Source organism: Cellulosimicrobium funkei (assembly GCF_900155925.1).
Taxonomy (GTDB): Bacteria; Actinomycetota; Actinomycetes; order Actinomycetales; family Cellulomonadaceae; genus Cellulosimicrobium; species Cellulosimicrobium funkei.
This window is the reverse complement of the sequence record NZ_FTMI01000004.1, coordinates 198,612-215,952: the sequence shown is the minus strand read 5'-3', so window position 1 is coordinate 215,952 and position 17,341 is coordinate 198,612. Positions and strand designations below refer to the sequence as shown.

11 protein-coding genes and 1 riboswitch are annotated in these 17,341 nt (G+C 72.5%); of the genes, 3 read left to right on the top strand and 8 right to left on the bottom strand.

Going from position 1 to position 17,341, the window contains the following annotated elements; genetic code table 11:
• Positions 1-65 precede the first annotated feature (65 nt).
• From BXA05_RS12020 to chvE, 5 genes are all read right to left on the bottom strand, one after another.
• Positions 66-947: a bifunctional methylenetetrahydrofolate dehydrogenase/methenyltetrahydrofolate cyclohydrolase gene (locus tag BXA05_RS12020; protein WP_076405135.1), complete on the bottom strand. Its 882-nt coding sequence runs from the start codon at positions 945-947 to the stop codon at positions 66-68.
• On the bottom strand, positions 944-2,233 hold the full coding sequence (gene glyA, locus BXA05_RS12015; protein ID WP_021482754.1) for a serine hydroxymethyltransferase: 1,290 nt from the start codon (positions 2,231-2,233) through the stop codon (positions 944-946). The genes BXA05_RS12020 and glyA overlap by 4 nt, the downstream gene beginning before the upstream one ends.
• Before the next feature lie 80 nt (positions 2,234-2,313).
• A riboswitch (ZMP/ZTP riboswitch) is annotated at positions 2,314-2,446 on the bottom strand.
• Positions 2,447-2,546: 100 nt separating this feature from the next.
• Positions 2,547-3,719 (bottom strand): multiple monosaccharide ABC transporter permease, encoded by a 1,173-nt coding sequence (gene mmsB, locus BXA05_RS12010; protein ID WP_021482570.1) that lies wholly within the window; start codon positions 3,717-3,719, stop codon positions 2,547-2,549.
• Entirely contained in the window at positions 3,716-5,281 is a 1,566-nt protein-coding gene (gene mmsA / locus BXA05_RS12005) for a multiple monosaccharide ABC transporter ATP-binding protein (RefSeq protein WP_076405134.1), read from the bottom strand. Before mmsA ends, mmsB begins: the two co-directional genes overlap by 4 nt.
• 128 nt (positions 5,282-5,409) lie before the next feature.
• Complete coding sequence (gene chvE, locus BXA05_RS12000) at positions 5,410-6,534, bottom strand: multiple monosaccharide ABC transporter substrate-binding protein (protein ID WP_076405133.1); 1,125 nt, start codon at positions 6,532-6,534, stop codon at positions 5,410-5,412.
• Positions 6,535-6,785: 251 nt separating this feature from the next.
• On the opposite strand from chvE, the gene BXA05_RS11995 reads away from it, so the two are divergent.
• Together BXA05_RS11995 and BXA05_RS11990 are read left to right on the top strand one after the other, a co-directional pair.
• Positions 6,786-8,000 carry an ROK family transcriptional regulator gene (locus BXA05_RS11995; RefSeq protein ID WP_076405132.1) on the top strand — a complete coding sequence of 405 codons (1,215 nt, stop codon included), beginning with the start codon at positions 6,786-6,788 and terminating at the stop codon, positions 7,998-8,000.
• On the top strand, positions 7,997-8,794 hold the full coding sequence (locus BXA05_RS11990) for an ATP-binding cassette domain-containing protein (RefSeq protein ID WP_076405131.1): 798 nt from the start codon (positions 7,997-7,999) through the stop codon (positions 8,792-8,794). The genes BXA05_RS11995 and BXA05_RS11990 overlap by 4 nt, the downstream gene beginning before the upstream one ends.
• Before the next feature lie 17 nt (positions 8,795-8,811).
• Here the strand turns inward: BXA05_RS11990 and BXA05_RS11985 are convergent, their stop codons facing one another.
• Entirely contained in the window at positions 8,812-9,318 is a 507-nt protein-coding gene (locus BXA05_RS11985; protein ID WP_021481782.1) for a GNAT family N-acetyltransferase, read from the bottom strand.
• A gap of 120 nt (positions 9,319-9,438) precedes the next feature.
• Between BXA05_RS11985 and purU the strand changes: the two genes are divergently transcribed.
• The gene (purU, locus tag BXA05_RS11980) at positions 9,439-10,353 is read left to right on the top strand and encodes a formyltetrahydrofolate deformylase (RefSeq protein ID WP_076405130.1); all 915 of its coding nucleotides are present in this window, start codon (positions 9,439-9,441) and stop codon (positions 10,351-10,353) included.
• Between the two features lie 30 nt (positions 10,354-10,383).
• Here purU and BXA05_RS11975 read toward each other — a convergent pair whose 3' ends face one another.
• Positions 10,384-10,866 (bottom strand): GNAT family N-acetyltransferase, encoded by a 483-nt coding sequence (locus BXA05_RS11975; protein WP_076405129.1) that lies wholly within the window; start codon positions 10,864-10,866, stop codon positions 10,384-10,386.
• A 137-nt stretch (positions 10,867-11,003) separates the two neighbouring features.
• Positions 11,004-17,195: a pullulanase-type alpha-1,6-glucosidase gene (gene pulA, locus BXA05_RS11970; protein WP_083711836.1), complete on the bottom strand. Its 6,192-nt coding sequence runs from the start codon at positions 17,193-17,195 to the stop codon at positions 11,004-11,006.
• Positions 17,196-17,341: the final 146 nt, after the last annotated feature.

Sequence of the window (17,341 nt, the reverse complement as noted above, 5' to 3'; positions counted from 1 at the left end):
CCTCGCCGCACCGCGTCCGGAGCCCGGCCCGGCGCACGGGGCGCCGGGCCGGACCGCTCGGGACGTCAGGCGGAGGCGCGCTCCGCCGCGTCGACGACGTTCGCGAGGAGCATCGCGCGCGTCATCGGGCCGACCCCGCCGGGGTTCGGCGAGATCCAGCCGGCGACCTCGGCGACGTCGGGCGCGGCGTCCCCCACGACGCGGCTCTTGCCCGTCTCGGGGTCGACCTCGCGCGAGACGCCGACGTCGATGACGACGGCGCCGGGCTTCACCATGTCGCGCGTGACGATCCCGCGGACGCCCGCGGCCGCGACGACGACGTCGGCGCGGCGCACGAGCGCGGGGAGGTCGGTCGTGCCGGTGTGCGTCAGCGTCACGGTCGCGTTGACCGCGCGCCGCGTGAGCAGCAGGCCGATCGAGCGGCCGACGGTGACGCCGCGCCCCACGACCACGACCTCCTTGCCCGCGAGGGAGATGCCGTGCCGCTCGACGAGCTCGATGATCCCGCGCGGCGTGCACGGGAGCGGCGACGTGACCTCCTCGTTGACGCGCAGCACGAGCCGGCCGAGGTTGGTCGGGTGCAGCCCGTCCGCGTCCTTGGCCGGGTCGATGAGCTCGAGCACGCGGTTCGTGTCGATGCCCCGCGGGAGCGGGAGCTGCACGATGTACCCCGTGCAGGCCGGGTCCTCGTTGAGGCGTCGGACGGCGGCCTCGATGTCCTCCTGCGTCGCGTCGCCCGGCAGGTCCTCCCGGATCGACGCGAGCCCGACCTCCGCGCAGTCGCGGTGCTTGCCCGCGACGTACCACTGCGACCCCGGGTCGTCGCCGACGAGGAGCGTCCCCAGCCCGGGCACGACGCCCTTCTCCGCGAGGACCGCGAGGCGGTCCTTGAGCTCCGCCTTGATCGCGGCGGCGGTGGCCTTGCCGTCGAGGATCCGCGCGGTCACTGCTGGAGGCCCGGGTACAGCGGGAAGTCGGCCGTGAGCTTCTGCACGCGGGCGCGCAGCGCGTCGGCGTCGGTCGCGGCACCCTCGCGCAGCGCGGTCGCGATGATCTCGGCGACCTCGGTGAACTCGGCGTCGCCGAAGCCGCGGGTCGCGAGCGCCGGCGTGCCGATGCGCAGGCCGGACGTGACGCGCGGCGGGCGCGGGTCGAACGGCACGGCGTTGCGGTTCACGGTGATGCCGACCTCGTGCAGGAGGTCCTCGGCCTGCTGGCCGTCGAGCGCCGAGTGGCGCAGGTCGACGAGGACGAGGTGCACGTCGGTGCCGCCCGTGAGGACCGAGACGCCGGCCTCGGCGACGTCGGCCTGGGTCAGGCGGTCCGCGATGATGCTCGCGCCGCGCAGGGTGCGCTCCTGGCGGTCGCGGAAGCCGTCGGTGGCCGCGACCTTGAACGACACGGCCTTGGCCGCGACGACGTGCATGAGCGGGCCGCCCTGCTGGCCCGGGAACACGGCCGAGTCGATCTTCTTGGCGTACTCCTCCTTGCTGAGGATGAAGCCGGAGCGGGGGCCGCCGATCGTCTTGTGGACCGTGGAGGACACGACGTCCGCGTACGGCACCGGGGACGGGTGCAGGCCCGCGGCAACGAGGCCCGCGAAGTGCGCCATGTCCACCCACAGCTTCGCGCCGGCCTCGTCCGCGATCTCGCGGAACGCCGCGAAGTCGAGGTGGCGCGGGTACGCGGACCAGCCGGCGATGATGACGTCGGGGCGGGTCTCGAGGGCCTGCTTGCGGACCTCGTCCATCTCGACGCGGTACGACTGCGGGTCCACGCCGTAGGCGGAGACGTCGTAGAGCTTGCCGGAGAAGTTGATCTTCATGCCGTGCGTGAGGTGGCCGCCGTGCGCCAGCTCGAGGCCGAGGATCCGGTCGCCCTTGTTGATGAGCGCGTGCAGGACGGCGGCGTTCGCCTGGGCGCCCGAGTGCGGCTGGACGTTGACGTGCTCCGCGCCGAACAGCGACTTGGCACGGGCGATCGCGAGGTTCTCCGCGATGTCGACCTGCTCGCAGCCGCCGTAGTAGCGGCGGCCCGGGTAGCCCTCGGCGTACTTGTTGGTGAGCACGGAGCCCTGCGCCTGCAGGACGGCGCGCGGGACGAAGTTCTCGGACGCGATCATCTCGAGGGTGTCGCGCTGGCGCGCGAGCTCCCCGTCGAGGACGGCCGCGATCTCGGGGTCGAGCTCGGCGAGCGGGGTGTCGAGGACGTTGTCGGCTGGCTGGGCGCTCATGGCGTCTCCTCCGCGGGTGTCTGGCAGTCGTCGTCGGTGGTCACGTTCCCGGCTCGCCGGGTACGCCCCACCAGGGGGTGACCCGGGGCCCAGGCGAACGACCCGTCGTCTGCACAGCGTGCCGCTCCCCGGTGGTGATCCACCATCCCCCGGCCCACGGCTCGTGCGGGGCACGAGGCGTCGGGGCGGGTTGCGCCAGTCGCGACGCGATCGATACTAACCCACGCCCCCGGGCCGCGGGAGCCCTCCGGGACGCGCGCCGTCGGGCACCCCTGTGCGGAGGTGCCCGACGGCGCGCCGCCCGCGCGGGCGGTCAGCGCAGGGCCGCGCGGCGCTTGCTGACGATGTCGAACGCGACCGCGGCGAGCAGGACCAGGCCCTTGATCGCCTGCTGCCACGCGGCGTCGACGGCCATGATCGACAGGCCCATGTTGAGCACGCCCATGATGAGCGCACCGATCATGGCGCCCGAGATGCGACCGACGCCGCCCGTGACCGCGGTCCCGCCGATGAAGCACGCGGCGATCGCGTCGAGCTCGTAGTTGACGCCCGCGCCCGCGACGCCGGCTCCGGCGCGCGACGTCGTGATGACCGCGGCGACCGCGGCGAGCACGCCCATGTTGACGAAGATGCCGAAGTCGACGCGCTTGGCGCTGACCCCCGACAGGACGGCGGCGTGCCGGTTGCCGCCGATGGCGTAGACGTGACGGCCGAACACGCTGCGGTTGAGGACGAACGAGTACGCGATGATTAGCGCGCCGACGATGAGGAGCACGATCGGCGTGCCGCCCGCGCTCAGCGCGAGCCAGTACGTGACGACCCCGATGAGCAGGGCCGCGACGACGACCTTGACGACGTAGGCCGACATCGGCTCGACCGAGAGCCCGTGCTTGCGCAGCGCGGTCCGCGAGCGCCACTGCGCGACGGCGAACGCGACGATCCCGATCGCCCCGACGCACAGCGTGACGACGTCGAGGTCCCCGACGAACCCGAACCAGTTGGGCAGGGAACCGTTGCTGATCGCCTTGAAGCCGCCGGGCAGCCCCGCGACGGTCGTGCCGACGAGGACGATCGCGAGCCCGCGGAAGACGAGCATCCCGGCGAGCGTCACGATGAACGCGGGGATCCCGACGTAGGCGACCCAGAAGCCCTGCCAGACGCCGACGAGCGCCCCCACGACGAGCGAGAGCAGCACGGCGACGAGCCAGGGCAGCTCCCACTGCGTCATCATGATGGCGCACAGCCCGCCGACGAAGGCCACGACGGACCCGACGGACAGGTCGATGTGCCCGGCCACGATCACCATGACCATGCCGATCGCGAGCACCATGACGTAGGCGTTCTGCTGCACGAGGCTCGCGACGTTGTTGGGGTAGAGCAGGCGCCCGTCGGTGAGCACCTGGAAGAGCAGGACGATGACGAGCAGAGCCGCGACGATGCCGTACTGGCGGACGTTGCGGCCGAGGTACTCCCTGACGGCGTTCATCGGACGGTGACTCCCTTGTCCATGGTCATGTAGTGCATGAGGGTCTCCTGCGTCGCCTCGGCGCGGGCGACCTCGCCCGTGATCCGCCCCTGGCTCATCGCGTAGATGCGGTCGCAGATGCCGAGGAGCTCGGGCAGCTCGGAGGAGATCACGAGGACGGCCTTGCCCGCGTCGGCGAGCGCGTTGACGATCGAGTAGATCTCGTACTTGGCGCCGACGTCGATCCCGCGCGTGGGCTCGTCGAGGATGAGGACGTCGGGGTCGGAGAAGACCCACTTGCCGAGCACGACCTTCTGCTGGTTCCCGCCGGAGAGCTTGCCCACGAGGGACTCCACCGTGGGCGACTTGATCCCGAAGTCGCGGCGGTAGCGCTCCGCGACCGTGACCTCCTCCTCGCGCTGCACGACGCCCCAGCTCGCGACCTTGCCGAGCGCGGATGCGGAGATGTTCTCGCGGATCGTCTGGATGAGGTTGAGGCCGTAGCGCTTGCGGTCCTCGGTCGCGTACGCGAGCCCGTGCGAGATCGCCTCCGCGACCGTGCGCGTCCGCACGGGGACCCCGTCCTTGTAGACGGTCCCCGAGATGCGCGTGCCGTACGCGTGCCCGAACACGCTCATGGCGAGCTCGGTGCGGCCCGCGCCCATGAGGCCGGCGAGCCCGACGATCTCGCCCGCGTGCACCGTGAGGTTCGCGTGGTCCACGACGACGCGCTCGGTGTCGACGGGGTGGTGCGCCGTCCAGTCCTCGATCCGCAGGACCTCGGCCCCGACCGACGGCTCGCGCACCGGGAACCGGCTCTCGAGCGCGCGCCCGACCATCCCGCGGATGATCCGGTCCTCGCTCACGGGCTCGTCGCCGTGCAGGTCGAGCGTCTCGATCGTGCGCCCGTCGCGCAGGATCGTCACGCGGTCCGCGATCGCGGCGATCTCGTTGAGCTTGTGGGAGATGATGATCGAGGTGATGCCGGCCTCGCGGAACTGGTCGATGAGACCGAGCAGGTGCGCGCTGTCCTCGTCGTTGAGCGCCGCCGTCGGCTCGTCGAGGATGAGCAGGTCGACGCGCTTGGACAGCGCCTTGGCGATCTCGACGAGCTGCTGCTTGCCGACCCCGATGTCCGCCGCGAGCGTCGCGGGGCTCTCGGCGAGCCCCACCCGCTCGAGCAGGAGGGCCGCCTCAGCGGCCGTCCGGTTCCAGTCGACGACGCCGCCGCTCGCCTTCTCGTTGCCGAGGAAGATGTTCTCGGCGATCGAGAGGAACGGGACGAGCGCGAGCTCCTGGTGGATGATGACGACGCCGCGCGCCTCGCTGTCGCGGATCCCCCGGAACTCGCAGGGCCGGCCGTCCAGGAGGACGTCGCCCGTGTACGAGCCGTGCGGGTACACCCCGGACAGGATCTTCATGAGGGTCGACTTGCCGGCCCCGTTCTCCCCGCAGATCGCGTGCACCTCGCCGCGACGCACCTCGAGCGTCACGTCCTGCAGCGCCTTGACGCCGGGGAACTCCTTGCTGATGGCGTGCATCTCGAGGATGTTCCCCGTCTCGAGCACGTTCTCGAGAACCATCCCAGCTCCTGTCTGGTCCACGGGCGGGTCGACGACGCCGCCCGGCGTTCGGGTGGTTCCGCCCGGCCCCACGAGTGGTCGTGGGGCCGGGCAGGCGGGCGGGGCGGCGCGCGGCAGCCCCGCCCCGGTCACAGACCGAGCTGCTCGGCGGTGTAGAAGCCCGACCCGACGAGCCGGTCCTCGACCGTGTCGGCCGTGACGACCTCCGGCGGGAGCAGGTACGAGGGCACGACCTTGGCGCCGTTGTCGTACGTCTCGGTGTCGTTGACCTCGACCTCGCCGCCCTCGACGATCTGCTGGACCATCGTGGCGACCTGGTCGCCGAGCGTGCGCGTGTCCTTCCACACCGTCATGGACTGCTTGCCCGCGAGCATGTTCTTCACGTTCGCCTCGTCGGCGTCCTGCCCCGTGACGATCGGCCAGTCCTCCGGCGTGTAGGCCGCGCCCTCGAGCGCCTGCTCGATGCCGAGCGCGAGCGAGTCGTTCGGCGACAGGACGACGTCGACCTTCTTGTCCGTGTAGAAGGAGTTGAGCCGGTTCTCCATCTCCGACTGGGCCTTCGCGGACTCCCAGCCCTGGATGCCGATCGACGCCCAGTCGTCGGCCGTCGCGGGCGCCTTGCCGGACGGCACGACGAGCTGCCCCGACTCGATGTAGGGGCTCAGCACGTCCCACGCGCCCTTGAAGAAGAACTTCGCGTTGTTGTCGTCGGGCGAGCCGGAGAACGGCTCGAGGTTGAACGGCCCGGCGCCGCCCTCGAGGCCCAGCTGGTCGACGATGAACTGGCCCTGGAGCGTCCCGACGAGCTCGTTGTCGAACGTCGCGTAGTAGTCGACGTGCTCGGAGCCGTTGATGAGGCGGTCGTACGCGATGACCGGGACGTCGTTCTCGGCCGCCTGGTCGAGCACCGGGCCCAGCGCGGTGCCGTCGATCGAGGCGATGACGAGCACGTCGGCGCCCTGGTTGATCATGTTCTGGAGCTGCGTGATCTGCTGGTCGACCTTGTTGTCGGCGTACTGCAGCGTCGTCTCGAACCCGGCCTCCTGGAGCAGGCCCTCGAGGTGCTCGCCGTCGTTGTTCCAGCGCTCGAGGCTACGGGTCGGCATCGCGATGCCGACGAGGGTCTCCCCCGCGTCGGCGGTCGTCTCGCCGTCACCCGACTCGCTCGCCCGCTCCGCGCTGCACGCGGCGAGCGAACCGACCAGGAGTGCGGTCCCCGCGAGCGCGGCGACCCTTCTGCGCAAGGACGTCATCGTCGTTCCCTCTCGTCGTCGAAGGCCGTGCCCCCGTTCCCGGGCGGCACGACGGGCCGTGGCTCTCGTGCGGGCGTCCGACGTCGGACGGGACCGCTTCCACGGGCACGGCAGGGAACGTAGCCAGGGTTGAGTTCGACAGTCAAGCGCTAGGTGGCCACCTTTACCGAATTGTGTTCGAGGCTCTAACTCATCGGGTGAGCCGCGCTCCGACCCGTCCGAGAACGGGCCGAGCGTGTAATCTGCGGCCTGTGAACAGCGACCGGTCCACCCCCGGATCGCAGACCTCCCTCCGAGAAGCGAACCGACTCCGGATCGTCGACGCGATCCGTCGCTACGGAGGGCTGACCCAGGTCGAGCTCGCGGAGGCGACGGGGCTCTCGACGGCGACCGTGTCGACGATCGTCAAGGAGCTCACGGGCGCCGGGGTCGTCGACACACGCCCCACGTCTCGCTCCGGGCGCCGCGCGCAGATGGTCACGCTGGCCCGGCGGCTCGGCGTGGTGGCCGCCGTCCAGTTCGGGCGGCGTCGCCTCACCGTGGCCCTCGGGGACCCGAACCGCGAGATCCTCGCCGAGCAGCACATGCCGCTGCCCGTCGACCACCGCCTCGACACGGGCCTCGACCGTGCGGCGCTGCTCGTCGTCGAGCTGCTCGAGCGCGTCGGGGCCTCCATGGACGAGCTGCTGACCGTCGGCGTCGCCCTGCCCGCCCCCGTCGACGAGGACACCGGGATGATCTCGGTGCGCGGCGTCCTGCGGGGCTGGGACGACGTCCACGTGGGCCAGGTGCTCGCCAAGCGCCTGGCCCGGCCCGTGCTGGTCGACAACGACGCCAACCTCGCGGCGCTCGCCGAGCACCAGCTCGGCGCGACCCGGGGGTACCGCGACTCGATCTTCGTGCGCGCGTCGTACGGCACGGGCGCCGGCATCGTGCTCGGGGGTCGGCTCCACCGCGGCTACGCCGGCACCGCGGGCGAGATCGGCCACGTCCAGGTGGACCCGTCCGGGCCCATCTGCCGGTGCGGCAACCGCGGGTGCCTGGAGACCGTCGTCGGCTCCGACGCCCTGCTCGCGCTCGTCCGCACGAGCCACGGGGAGCTCACCCTGAACGACCTCGTCCAGGAGGCGCTCGACGGCGACCCCGGCTGCCGGCGCGTCGTCGCCGACGCCGGCGACCGCATCGGCGCCGTGGTCGCCGCTCTCGCGACCGCGCTCAACCCCCGGGCCGTCGTCGTGGGCGGCGAGCTCGCCGCGACCGGTGACGTGCTCCTCGGCCCGCTGCGCGAGTCGATGCGCCGCCACCTCGTGCCCAACACCATCGCCCCGGTCGAGGTCCTCGCCTCCGACCTCGGCGCCCGCGCCGAGATCCTCGGCGCGCTCGCCCTCGCGCTCGCCGCGACCGACCTGGCCAACGACGGCCTCGCGGTCGCGCCCTCCCCCTCGACCGAAGGTGACCCGTCGTGACCTCCACCCCCGCTCCGCCGGCGCTCGCGCTGCACGGCATCGACAAGTCCTTCGGCGCCGTCCAGGCGCTCACCGGCGTCGAGCTCGAGATCCACCGCCACGAGGTCGTGGCGCTCGTCGGCGACAACGGCGCCGGGAAGTCGACCCTCGCGAAGGTCGTCGCGGGCGTGCTCACCCCGGACGCCGGCATGATCGAGTCCGACGGCGTGCCCGTCACCATCCCGAGCCCCGTGGCCGCGCACGCCCTCGGGATCGCCACCGTCTTCCAGGACCTCGCGCTGTGCGACAACCTCGACGTCGTCTCGAACCTCTACCTGGGGCGCGAGCTGCGCCGCGGTCGCGGGCTCGACGAGGTCACCATGGAGGAGACCGCGCGCCGCGTGCTCGCCGACCTCAACGCCCGCGTGCCGTCGGTGCGGGTGCCGGTCTCGACGCTCTCCGGCGGGCAGCGCCAGAGCGTCGCGATCGCGCGCACGCTGCTCGGCGAGCCCCGGATCGTCGTGCTCGACGAGCCGACCGCGGCGCTCTCTGTCGCGCAGTCCGCGGAGGTCCTCACGCACATCCAGCGGCTGCGCGACATGGGGCACGCGGTCATCCTCATCAGCCACAACATGACCGACGTGCGCGCCGTCGCCGACCGCGTCGAGGTGCTGCGCCACGGACGCAACAACGGCAGCTTCTCCGGTCCCGGCGCGAGCTACGAGGAGATCATCGCCGCGATCACCGGGGCGACGACCGGCGTCGGCGGCTCGCGCGACCGGGTGAGCGCCGGACCCTTCGGCCCGCGGGGCTGAGGGCCCCGCGACGCCCGTCAGGCGCGGGGCTCGTCGCCCACCTCGGCGGCGCCGAGGATGCGGCGCAGGTAGGTGTAGGTGAGGTCGCCGGCCGCCTTGTCGTACTGCTCCTCGTAGCCGTGCTTCGTGTACATGGCGAGGTTCTGCTTGGAGTCCTTGCCCGTGAAGACCCAGATCTCGGTGGTCTGCTCCGGCAGGTACGGCAGCACCTCGAAGAGCATCTGCGTGCCGATGCCGCGTCCCTGCATGTCGGGCGCCACGGCGAGCCGTCCGAGGGTCGCCTTGGTCTCCTCGATCTCGACGCGGACGGAGCCGACGAGGCGCGGGCCGAGCCAGGCGCCGATCGTCACGACGTCCTCGCGCGCGAGGTCCTCGCGCAGCTCGTGGAGGGTCTGGGTCAGCGGGGGGATGTTCGGGTCCTGGTACAGCTGCGCCTCGGTGACGAACGCCGCCCGGCGCAGGGTCAGGAGCTCACCTGCCTCGGCGTCGGTGACGAGGCGGGTCGTGATCTGCGCGTCGCTCATGGGCTCATGGTGTCAGACATCCGCGCGCGGTACCGCGGCGTCCCGGGTGATGTCGGGCGCCCCCGTCCGCGGGCGGGACGACGGCCGCACCCGCCAGGGTGCGCGACTACCCTCTGAGGGGTGTCCACGACTGACCCCGGCGTCGCGCCCCGCGCGACCGACGCCCCCGCCGCACAGCCCCCGACCGACGACCCCACGCACTGGGTCCTCACGCTCTCGTGCCCCGACGGTCCGGGGATCGTGCACGCGGTCGCGGGGGCCCTCGCGCGCCTCGGCGGCAACATCACCGAGTCGCAGCAGTTCGGCGACCCGCTCTCGGGCCTGTTCTTCATGCGCGTCCAGGTCACGGCGGCCGCGTCGCGCGACGCGATCGAGCACGCCGTCGGCGAGGTCGCGGCGCGCTTCGCGATGACGTGGCAGCTCGACGTCGTGGGGCGCCGGGTGCGCACCCTGCTCATGGTCTCGAAGGCGCCGCACTGCCTCGTCGACCTGCTCTACCGCGAGCGCTCGCAGGGCATGCCGATCGACGTCGTCGGCGTCGTCGGCAACCACCGGGACCTCGAGGACATCGCGACCTTCTACGGCAAGCCGTTCCACCACGTGCCCGTGACCCGCGACACCAAGGCCGAGGCGGAGGCCCGGCTGCGCGCGCTCGTCGACGAGCTCGACGTCGAGCTCGTCGTCCTCGCGCGCTACATGCAGATCCTCTCCGACGACCTGTGCCGCGAGATGCCCGGCCGCATCATCAACATCCACCACTCGTTCCTGCCGAGCTTCAAGGGCGCGCGGCCCTACGCCCAGGCGCACGACCGCGGCGTCAAGCTCATCGGCGCGACGTCGCACTACGTGACCGGCGACCTCGACGAGGGCCCGATCATCGAGCAGGACGTCGAGCGCGTGGACCACTCCCGCCGCGTCGAGGACCTGGTCGCGATCGGCGAGGACGTCGAGCGCCAGACGCTCGCGCGCGCCGTGCGGTGGCACGCCGAGCACCGGGTGCTGCTCGACGGGCATCGCACGGTCGTCTTCCGCTGACGCCCTGACGGCGGCCGCGCGCGGCCGCCGTCAGAGCGTCAGCTTGAACCCCTCGTGGGACTGCTCGTAGCCGAGCGACCGGTAGAAGCGGTGCGCGTCGTCGCGCCGCTTGTCGGACGTGAGCTGCGCGAGGGCGCAGCCGCGGTCCCGCCCCCACGCGTGGGCCCACGCCATCATGGCCCGCCCGACGCCCCGGCCCCGCAGCCGGCGGTCGACGCGCACCGCCTCCACCAGCAGCCGGGAGGCTCCGCGCCGGGAGATGCCCGGGACCACGGTGAGCTGCATGGTGCCCACGACCTCGCCGTCACGCTCCACGACGACCAGGGCGTTGTTCGGGTCCGCGTCGATCGCGGCGAACGCCGCCTCGTGCTCCGGGCCGACGTCGCCGGTGCGGTCGCGGGCGATCGCGTCGTCGGCGATGAGCCCGACCACGCGGGGCAGGTCGGCGGCGACGGCCGCGCGGAAGGCGAGACCCGCCGTCGGGCGGACGGCGGGCCGGGGCGAGGTGGTCACGGCTCGCGACCGTAGCACCCGCCCCGCGAACAGAGCACAGGGAGCTCCCGAGGGAGAGCCGAGGTCTCCCGAGGGAGAGCCACGGTCCGCCGAGGTAGAGCCCTGGTGAGAACCAGGGCTCTACCTCGGCGTTCGGCTCAGGAGCAGGTGACCGCCTCGTGCTCGACGGTGAAGGTCGAGGTGACCTCCTCGCCGTCGACCACCGCGGTGGCGGTCACCGTGGCCTCGCCGGCCGCGACCGCCTTCTGGCGGGTCGCGAACGACTGGTAGGCGTTCTTGCCGGGCGCGACGTCCGCGACCCGCTTCTCGCCGAACGGCGTGGCGAGCCGGACGTCGACCGGCACGGCGCCGTCGTTCGTCGCCCGGACCGCGACGTACGCCTTGCCCGCGAGGCAGCGCGTCTGCACGTCGACGGACACGGGCAGCTCCGCCCCGGCCTGCGGCTGCACCAGGACGGCGACGGACCGCCCGGGGACGGTCACCGTGCCGGTGGCCGCGTCCCACGCGGTGCTGCGCACGACGTCGTCGCTCCCCTCCTGCTGCACGGGCGAGAGCACGTACTCGCGGCCCGCGAGCGCGGACAGCGGGACGGTGACCTCGTCCGGGGAGGCGTTGAAGACGGCGAGCAGACCGTCGAGCGCGGGGTCGACGTCGGTGCCGACGGTGTCGTCCACCGCCATCGCGACGACGCCCGGAACCTGGTCCGGCCCCGCACCCGGGAAGGTGACCTTCTCCCGGATGAGCTCCGGGTCGCCGAGCCGGAACAGCTCGGTCGAGTGCCGCAGCCGCAGGAGGTCCTGCGCCTGCGCCGACGCGGTGGCGATGTCGTCGGGCGACGGCTTGAGCGCCGGGTCCGCGAGGAGCGGGGCCATGAGCGGCCACTTGTCCTCGTTGTCGGCCGCCATCGGCAGGCCCTTGCCGAACCCGTTGTCCTGACCGGTCCAGTCGATCGCGTTGAACCAGTCGCCCGAGTCGTAGCTGTTGCGGTCGAGCGACTTCGACCGCAGCAGGTCCGTGCCCGCGTGCCAGAACGACGGCGTCTGGGAGAGCGCCGCGGTCGCGAGCGAGACCGTGTTCATGCGCACGCGCTCGTCCATCGGCGTGTCGGCCGGGAGCTTGAGCGCGAGCAGGTCGAACAGCGTCTCGTTGTCGTGCGCGTCGACGTAGGTCACGACCTCCTCGGGCGAGTCGGCGTAGCCGGCCGGCGCCCCGCGGTAGTCGATCTCGTCGCCGCGCTTCTCCTCGCCCGTCGACGTGACGAGCGTGTAGTCGCGCAGGTTGCCCGCGAGGCCGAGACGCACGAGGTCGGTCTGGTGACCGAGGTCGGCGAGCTCGTCCGCGGACCCGTCGTTCACGGTCCCCGGCTCCCCCGCCCGGGCGGGCTGCCCGTTCGGGTCGGTCGCCAGGCCCGTGCCGAAGCCCTGCGTGAACGTCGTGGCGCCGTCGACGGGCGAGCCGCCGTGCACCGCGTCGCGCAGCCGGTCGGAGAAGGTCCCGATGCCCGTGCCGCCGAGCTGGCCCTGCGTGGCCTGCTCGAACAGCGCGTTGCCCGCGACCTCGCCGAAGTCCCAGCCCTCGCCGTACAGGTAGACGGACTTCCCGTCGACGCCGTCCTCGGCGAGCGTGAGCTCGTCGAGCGCGGCCCGGACGTCGAGCATGTTCTGCTTCGAGTGGTGGCCCATGAGGTCGAAGCGGAACCCGTCGACGCGGTAGTCCTTCGCCCACGTGACGACCGAGTCGACCATGAGCTTGCCCGCCATCGCGTGCTCGGTCGCGACGTTCTGGCAGCACGTGCTCGTCTCGACGGAACCGGTGGTCGGGTTCTGCCGGTGGTAGTAGCCCGGCACGACCTTGTCGAGGACGGACTTCGCGTCCTGCCCGCTCGCGGCGGTGTGGTTGAACACCTGGTCGAGCACGACCTGCAGCCCGGCACCGTGGAGCGAGCCGACCATGGTGCGGAACTCGGCCACGCGCGCGCCGCCGTCCGCGTCGACCGCGTACGACCCCTCCGGCGTGCTGAAGTGCCACGGGTCGTAGCCCCAGTTGAAGCCGTCCTGCGCCTGCACCGCCGCGACCGCGGCCTGCTGCTCGGGCGAGTCGGGCGCGAACCCGGTGAGGTCGCCGGTCGTGGCCTGGGCCGCGCGGTCCTCGGGGATCGACGCGATGTCGAACGTCGGGAGCAGGTGCACCGTGGTGACGCCCGCGTCCGCGAGCTCGCGCAGGTGCGTCATGCCGGCCGAGTCCTTCTCCGCGAACGCGAGGTACGTGCCGCGCCGCTCCGCCGGGACCGTCTCGTCGGCGATCGAGAAGTCCCGGACGTGGAGCTCGTAGATCGTCTGGTCGACCGACCGCTCGACGACCGGGGCGGGCGTGCCCTCCCAGGCGCTCGGGCGGAATGCGGGGTCGTCCAGGTCGACGGCCACCGAGTGCGTGGAGTCGAGCGTCAGGCCCACCGAGTACGGGTCGGTGACGACGTTCGTCTCGACCTTCCCCGTGCTCGGGACGTAGACCTGCACCTCGTAGAGGTAGCGCGCGCCCTTCCAGCCGACGGCCGCGCCGCCGAGCTTCTTGTCGGCCGCCTTGCCGTCGAGGGTCCACGTGCCGTCGGCCTGGCGGGCTGCCTCGAACCGGCGCGGGTCGTCGTCGAGCGACGCCCCCGCGGGCCACGCGAGCACCGAGACGGCCTTCGCCGTCGGCGCCCACAGCGCGAACGACGCCCACTTGCCGTTGGCGTGCCACGAGACGCCGAGCTCGCGCTCGGCGGCGTCCTCGGCGAACAGGTCGTCGACGACGCCCGGCACCTGGACCCCGGTCGCGGCCGTGAGCGCGCCGTCGTCGGCCCGGGTGACGAGCAGCTGGCCCGTGAGCGCCGCCTCGACCTCCGCGCGGTCGAGCGGCTCGCCGTCGTCGAGCACGCGCAGCGCGGTGTGCCCGGCGAGCGCCGGGAACTCGGCGGCGACGTCGTCGGGCAGGCCCGACGGGTCGACCTGGAGCGTGTACGACGCCGTGCCCTCCGTCGCCTGCACCTCGCCGTCGGCGCCGCCCGGGGTGACCGAGAGCCCGCCCTGCGGGGCGGACCACAGGGTCCACTCGTCGCCCGTGCCGAGGTCGCCCGGCCAGGCGACGACGCCCTCGCGCACCCAGTGCGCGGCCTGCTGGCCGGTGCCGGGGAGAGGCGGGTTCGCGACGTCGATCGTCAGGACGTGGGACGCGAGGTCGTAGGAGAACGTGACCAGCTCGCCGTCGCCGACGGAGAACTGGTAGTTCGCCCCGTCGCGCGCGCCGCCGACGCCGTAGTTCTCGGCCCAGCTCAGGCCGTGCGCGACCTTGCCCTCGTACGCGCCGGCCGCGAGGCGGTCGGTCGACCAGGTGTAGACGCCGTCGCCGTCCGGGTCCTTGAGCCAGGACGCCAGGCAGTCGGGCGCCCACGAGCCGGGGCAGCCGACCTGGTCCTGGAACGAGCCCGCGAGCGTGACGATCGGCCCCTGCGCGGTGCTCGAGAAGTCCTTGCTCACCGGGTCCCAGTAGAACGTCACCGGGCCGCCGGCCGTCGTGTACGTCGCGTTGGTGCCGTCCTGCACACCGCCGACGCCGTAGTTCACGGTCCACGACCCGTTGATCGCGACCTTGTACTCGTACGTCCCGGCGGGGACGTCGAACGTGCCCGCGTAGACGCCGTCCGCGCGCTTCGTGAGCTTCGCGGCCTCGCAGCCCGGGGCCCAGTCGCCCGCGCAGCCCATGGCCGCGTTGTGGCTGCCGGGCACGGTCACGAGGTCGATCTCGGGCTCGGGCTCCTCGCCCACGACCCCGCTCACGTCGACCCCGACGCTCGCGAACGTGGACGCGGCGGCGCGGTCGCCGTCGGCGTCGGTCGTCACCGCGCGGTACTCGACGAGCGTGCCGTCGGCGAGCCCCGCGACGTCGTGGAAGACGCGCGGTGCCGTGTCCTCCGCGGTGCCGAGCGGGTGCCACTCGGCGCTCCCGACCTCGCGCCACGCGAACGACGTCTCGGCCCACGCGTCCGGGTCGACGGTGGCGGTCACCGGCGCGACGCCCGTGACCGCTCCCCCGGCCTGCGGCACGGTGAGGGCGATGTCGCCCGACGAGTCCGCGCCGACCTCGCGGTCGGCCCGCAGCACGACGGTGCCCGTCGCCGGGACGGTCAGCGTGACGACGCCGTCCGCGTCGGCGGTGACGGGGGCGGCCTGCTCGCCGTAGAGCACCTCGTACGAGGCGCCGGGCGTGAGGGTCGTGAACGTCGCCGTCCGCTCCTGCGCCGCGTTGTTCAGTGCGACCAGGTGCTCGACCTTCTCCTCGCGGTCGACGCGGCTGAACGCGTACACGCCCGCGCCGTTCTCGACGTAGCGCTCCACCTGGGCGCCGTCGCCCAGCGCCGGGTGCGCCTCGCGCAGCGCGGCGAGCTCGGCGATGTGCGCGTAGAGCGGCGCGTCGGTGCCGAAGCGGTCCACGCTGCCCGCCTGCTCGCCGGTGACGAGCGGCTGGTCGGCGTACTCGTCGACCTGGGTCGCGAACAGGGTCTGGCGCGCGTCCTTGTCGCCGCCCTTCCCCGCGAAGCCCTGCTCGTCGCCGTAGTACACGACCGGCTGCCCGCGGGTCAGGTACATGAGGTCGTGCGCGAGCTCGTCGCGCGCGAGCGGGTCGTCGGTGCTCGCGAGCATGTACCCGACGCGGCCCATGTCGTGGTTGCCGAGGAACGTCGGCAGTGCCTGCGCGTTCGTCGTCGGCGTCGTGTACATGTCGTCGCTCGCGAAGAGCGACGCGAGGCCCTTGGCGCTGTTCCCGCTCGCGAAGCTCGTCGCGGCGGACTGGAACGTGAAGTCCAGCGTCGAGCTCATGTCCGTCTTGCGCACGTAGGGCGAGAGCTTCGCCGCGTCGGCGTCGTACACCTCGCCGAACATGAAGAAGTCGTCCTTGCCCTGCGCGTGCGCGTAGTCGAGGACCTCGGTGGTCCACGTCTCCCAGAACTCGAAGTTCACGTGCTTGACGGTGTCGATGCGGAAGCCGTCGATGCCGAGGTCGATCCAGTCCTGGTAGACGTCGACGAACCCGTCGACGACCGTCGGGTGCTCGGTCATGAGGTCGTCGAGGCCGTCGAAGTCCCCGTACGTCACGGACTCCCCGGTCCACGTCGAGTTGCCGCGGTTGTGGTACAGCGTCGGGTCGTTGAGCCAGGCCGGGACCTTGAGGTCCTCCTTGCCCGCGGGGACGACCGGCGTGTACGGGAACGACGTCGCGGCGTCCAGCGCCGGGAAGTCGCCGGTGCCCGCGTGGTCCGCCGGGTCGAACACGGTGCCCTCGGCGTCGCGGTACGGCGACGTGGCCTGGTCGACGTACGAGTACTGCTTCTCCTCGTAGTCGATCACGTCGGCCGTGTGGTTCGTGATGATGTCGAAGTAGACCCTGATGCCGCGGTCGTGCGCCTCGTCGATGAGCGCCTCGAGCTCGGCGTTGGTGCCGAGGTGCGGGTCGATCTGCGTGAAGTCGGTGATCCAGTAGCCGTGGTAGCCCGCCGACGCGTCGGCGCCCGTGCCCTGGACCGGCTGGTTCTTGAACGACGGCGTGAGCCAGATCGCCGTCGTGCCGAGGCCCTCGACGTAGTCGAGGTTCTGCCGCAGGCCCGCGATGTCGCCGCCCTGGTAGAAGCCCTTGTTCGTCGGGTCGAACCCGGAGACGAGCGGGTCGTCGCCGAGCCCCGCCGTGTCGTTCGACGGGTCGCCGTTCGCGAACCGGTCGGTCATGACGAAGTAGAAGCGTTCGTCCGACCCGGGCTGGCGCACGGGGGGCACCACGAGGTCGGCGTCCTGCGCCTCGTCGTAGCCGCCCGCGAGCCCGAGCGGCGTGAGCGCGATGCGGTGGGTCGACTCGTCGAACGTGACGCGCACGGTCGCGTCGCCGCCGAGCACGAGGGGCGCGTTGTCCTGGCCGCCCTCGCGCCCGTACGCCTCGTCCCACGCGTCGTCGTAGGCGACCTTGTACTCGTAGGTGCCCGCGGGCACCTCGAAGTCGGCGGACCAGATGCCGGCGGCGTCGGTGGGCGCGAGCTCGGTCGCCGCGCACGCGGGGTCCCAGTCGGCGGGGCAGCCGAGCTCGGACTGGAGGTCGCCCACGAGGGCGAGCGTGCGCTCGTCGGCCCCCGCGGCGGGGGCGGCGAACGCGGCGAGCGTGACGCCCGCCAGGCCCGAGGTGGCGAGCGCGACGGCGGTGACCGACGCCGTCGTGCGGGCCCCGCGCGTGCGGCGGGGCGTGGTGTCGGATGGGTGGGGCGACGGTGTGCGCGGGACGCGGCGACGTCGCGGCGTGGAGGTCATGAGGACTCCCTCGTCCGGTGGCTGGTGCGGGACCGCAGGCGTGAGCAGGCAGGTGCCGGCAAGGACGCGGACGACGGGACCAGCAGCGGGCGACGTCGACCGCGGCTTTCTCAGCGTACGGCTGAGCCGAACTGTACTGGTTGCAG

Bases quoted from the DNA above. Each gene is read 5' to 3' on its own strand.
- pulA (WP_083711836.1), bottom strand. From the start codon at position 17,195: ATGACCTCCACGCCGCGACGTCGCCGCGTCCCGCGCACACCGTCGCCC.
- mmsB (WP_021482570.1), bottom strand. From the start codon at position 3,719: ATGAACGCCGTCAGGGAGTACCTCGGCCGCAACGTCCGCCAGTACGGC.
- glyA (WP_021482754.1), bottom strand. From the start codon at position 2,233: ATGAGCGCCCAGCCAGCCGACAACGTCCTCGACACCCCGCTCGCCGAG.
- BXA05_RS11985 (WP_021481782.1), bottom strand. From the start codon at position 9,318: ATGAGCGACGCGCAGATCACGACCCGCCTCGTCACCGACGCCGAGGCA.
- mmsA (WP_076405134.1), bottom strand. From the start codon at position 5,281: ATGGTTCTCGAGAACGTGCTCGAGACGGGGAACATCCTCGAGATGCAC.
- chvE (WP_076405133.1), bottom strand. From the start codon at position 6,534: ATGACGTCCTTGCGCAGAAGGGTCGCCGCGCTCGCGGGGACCGCACTC.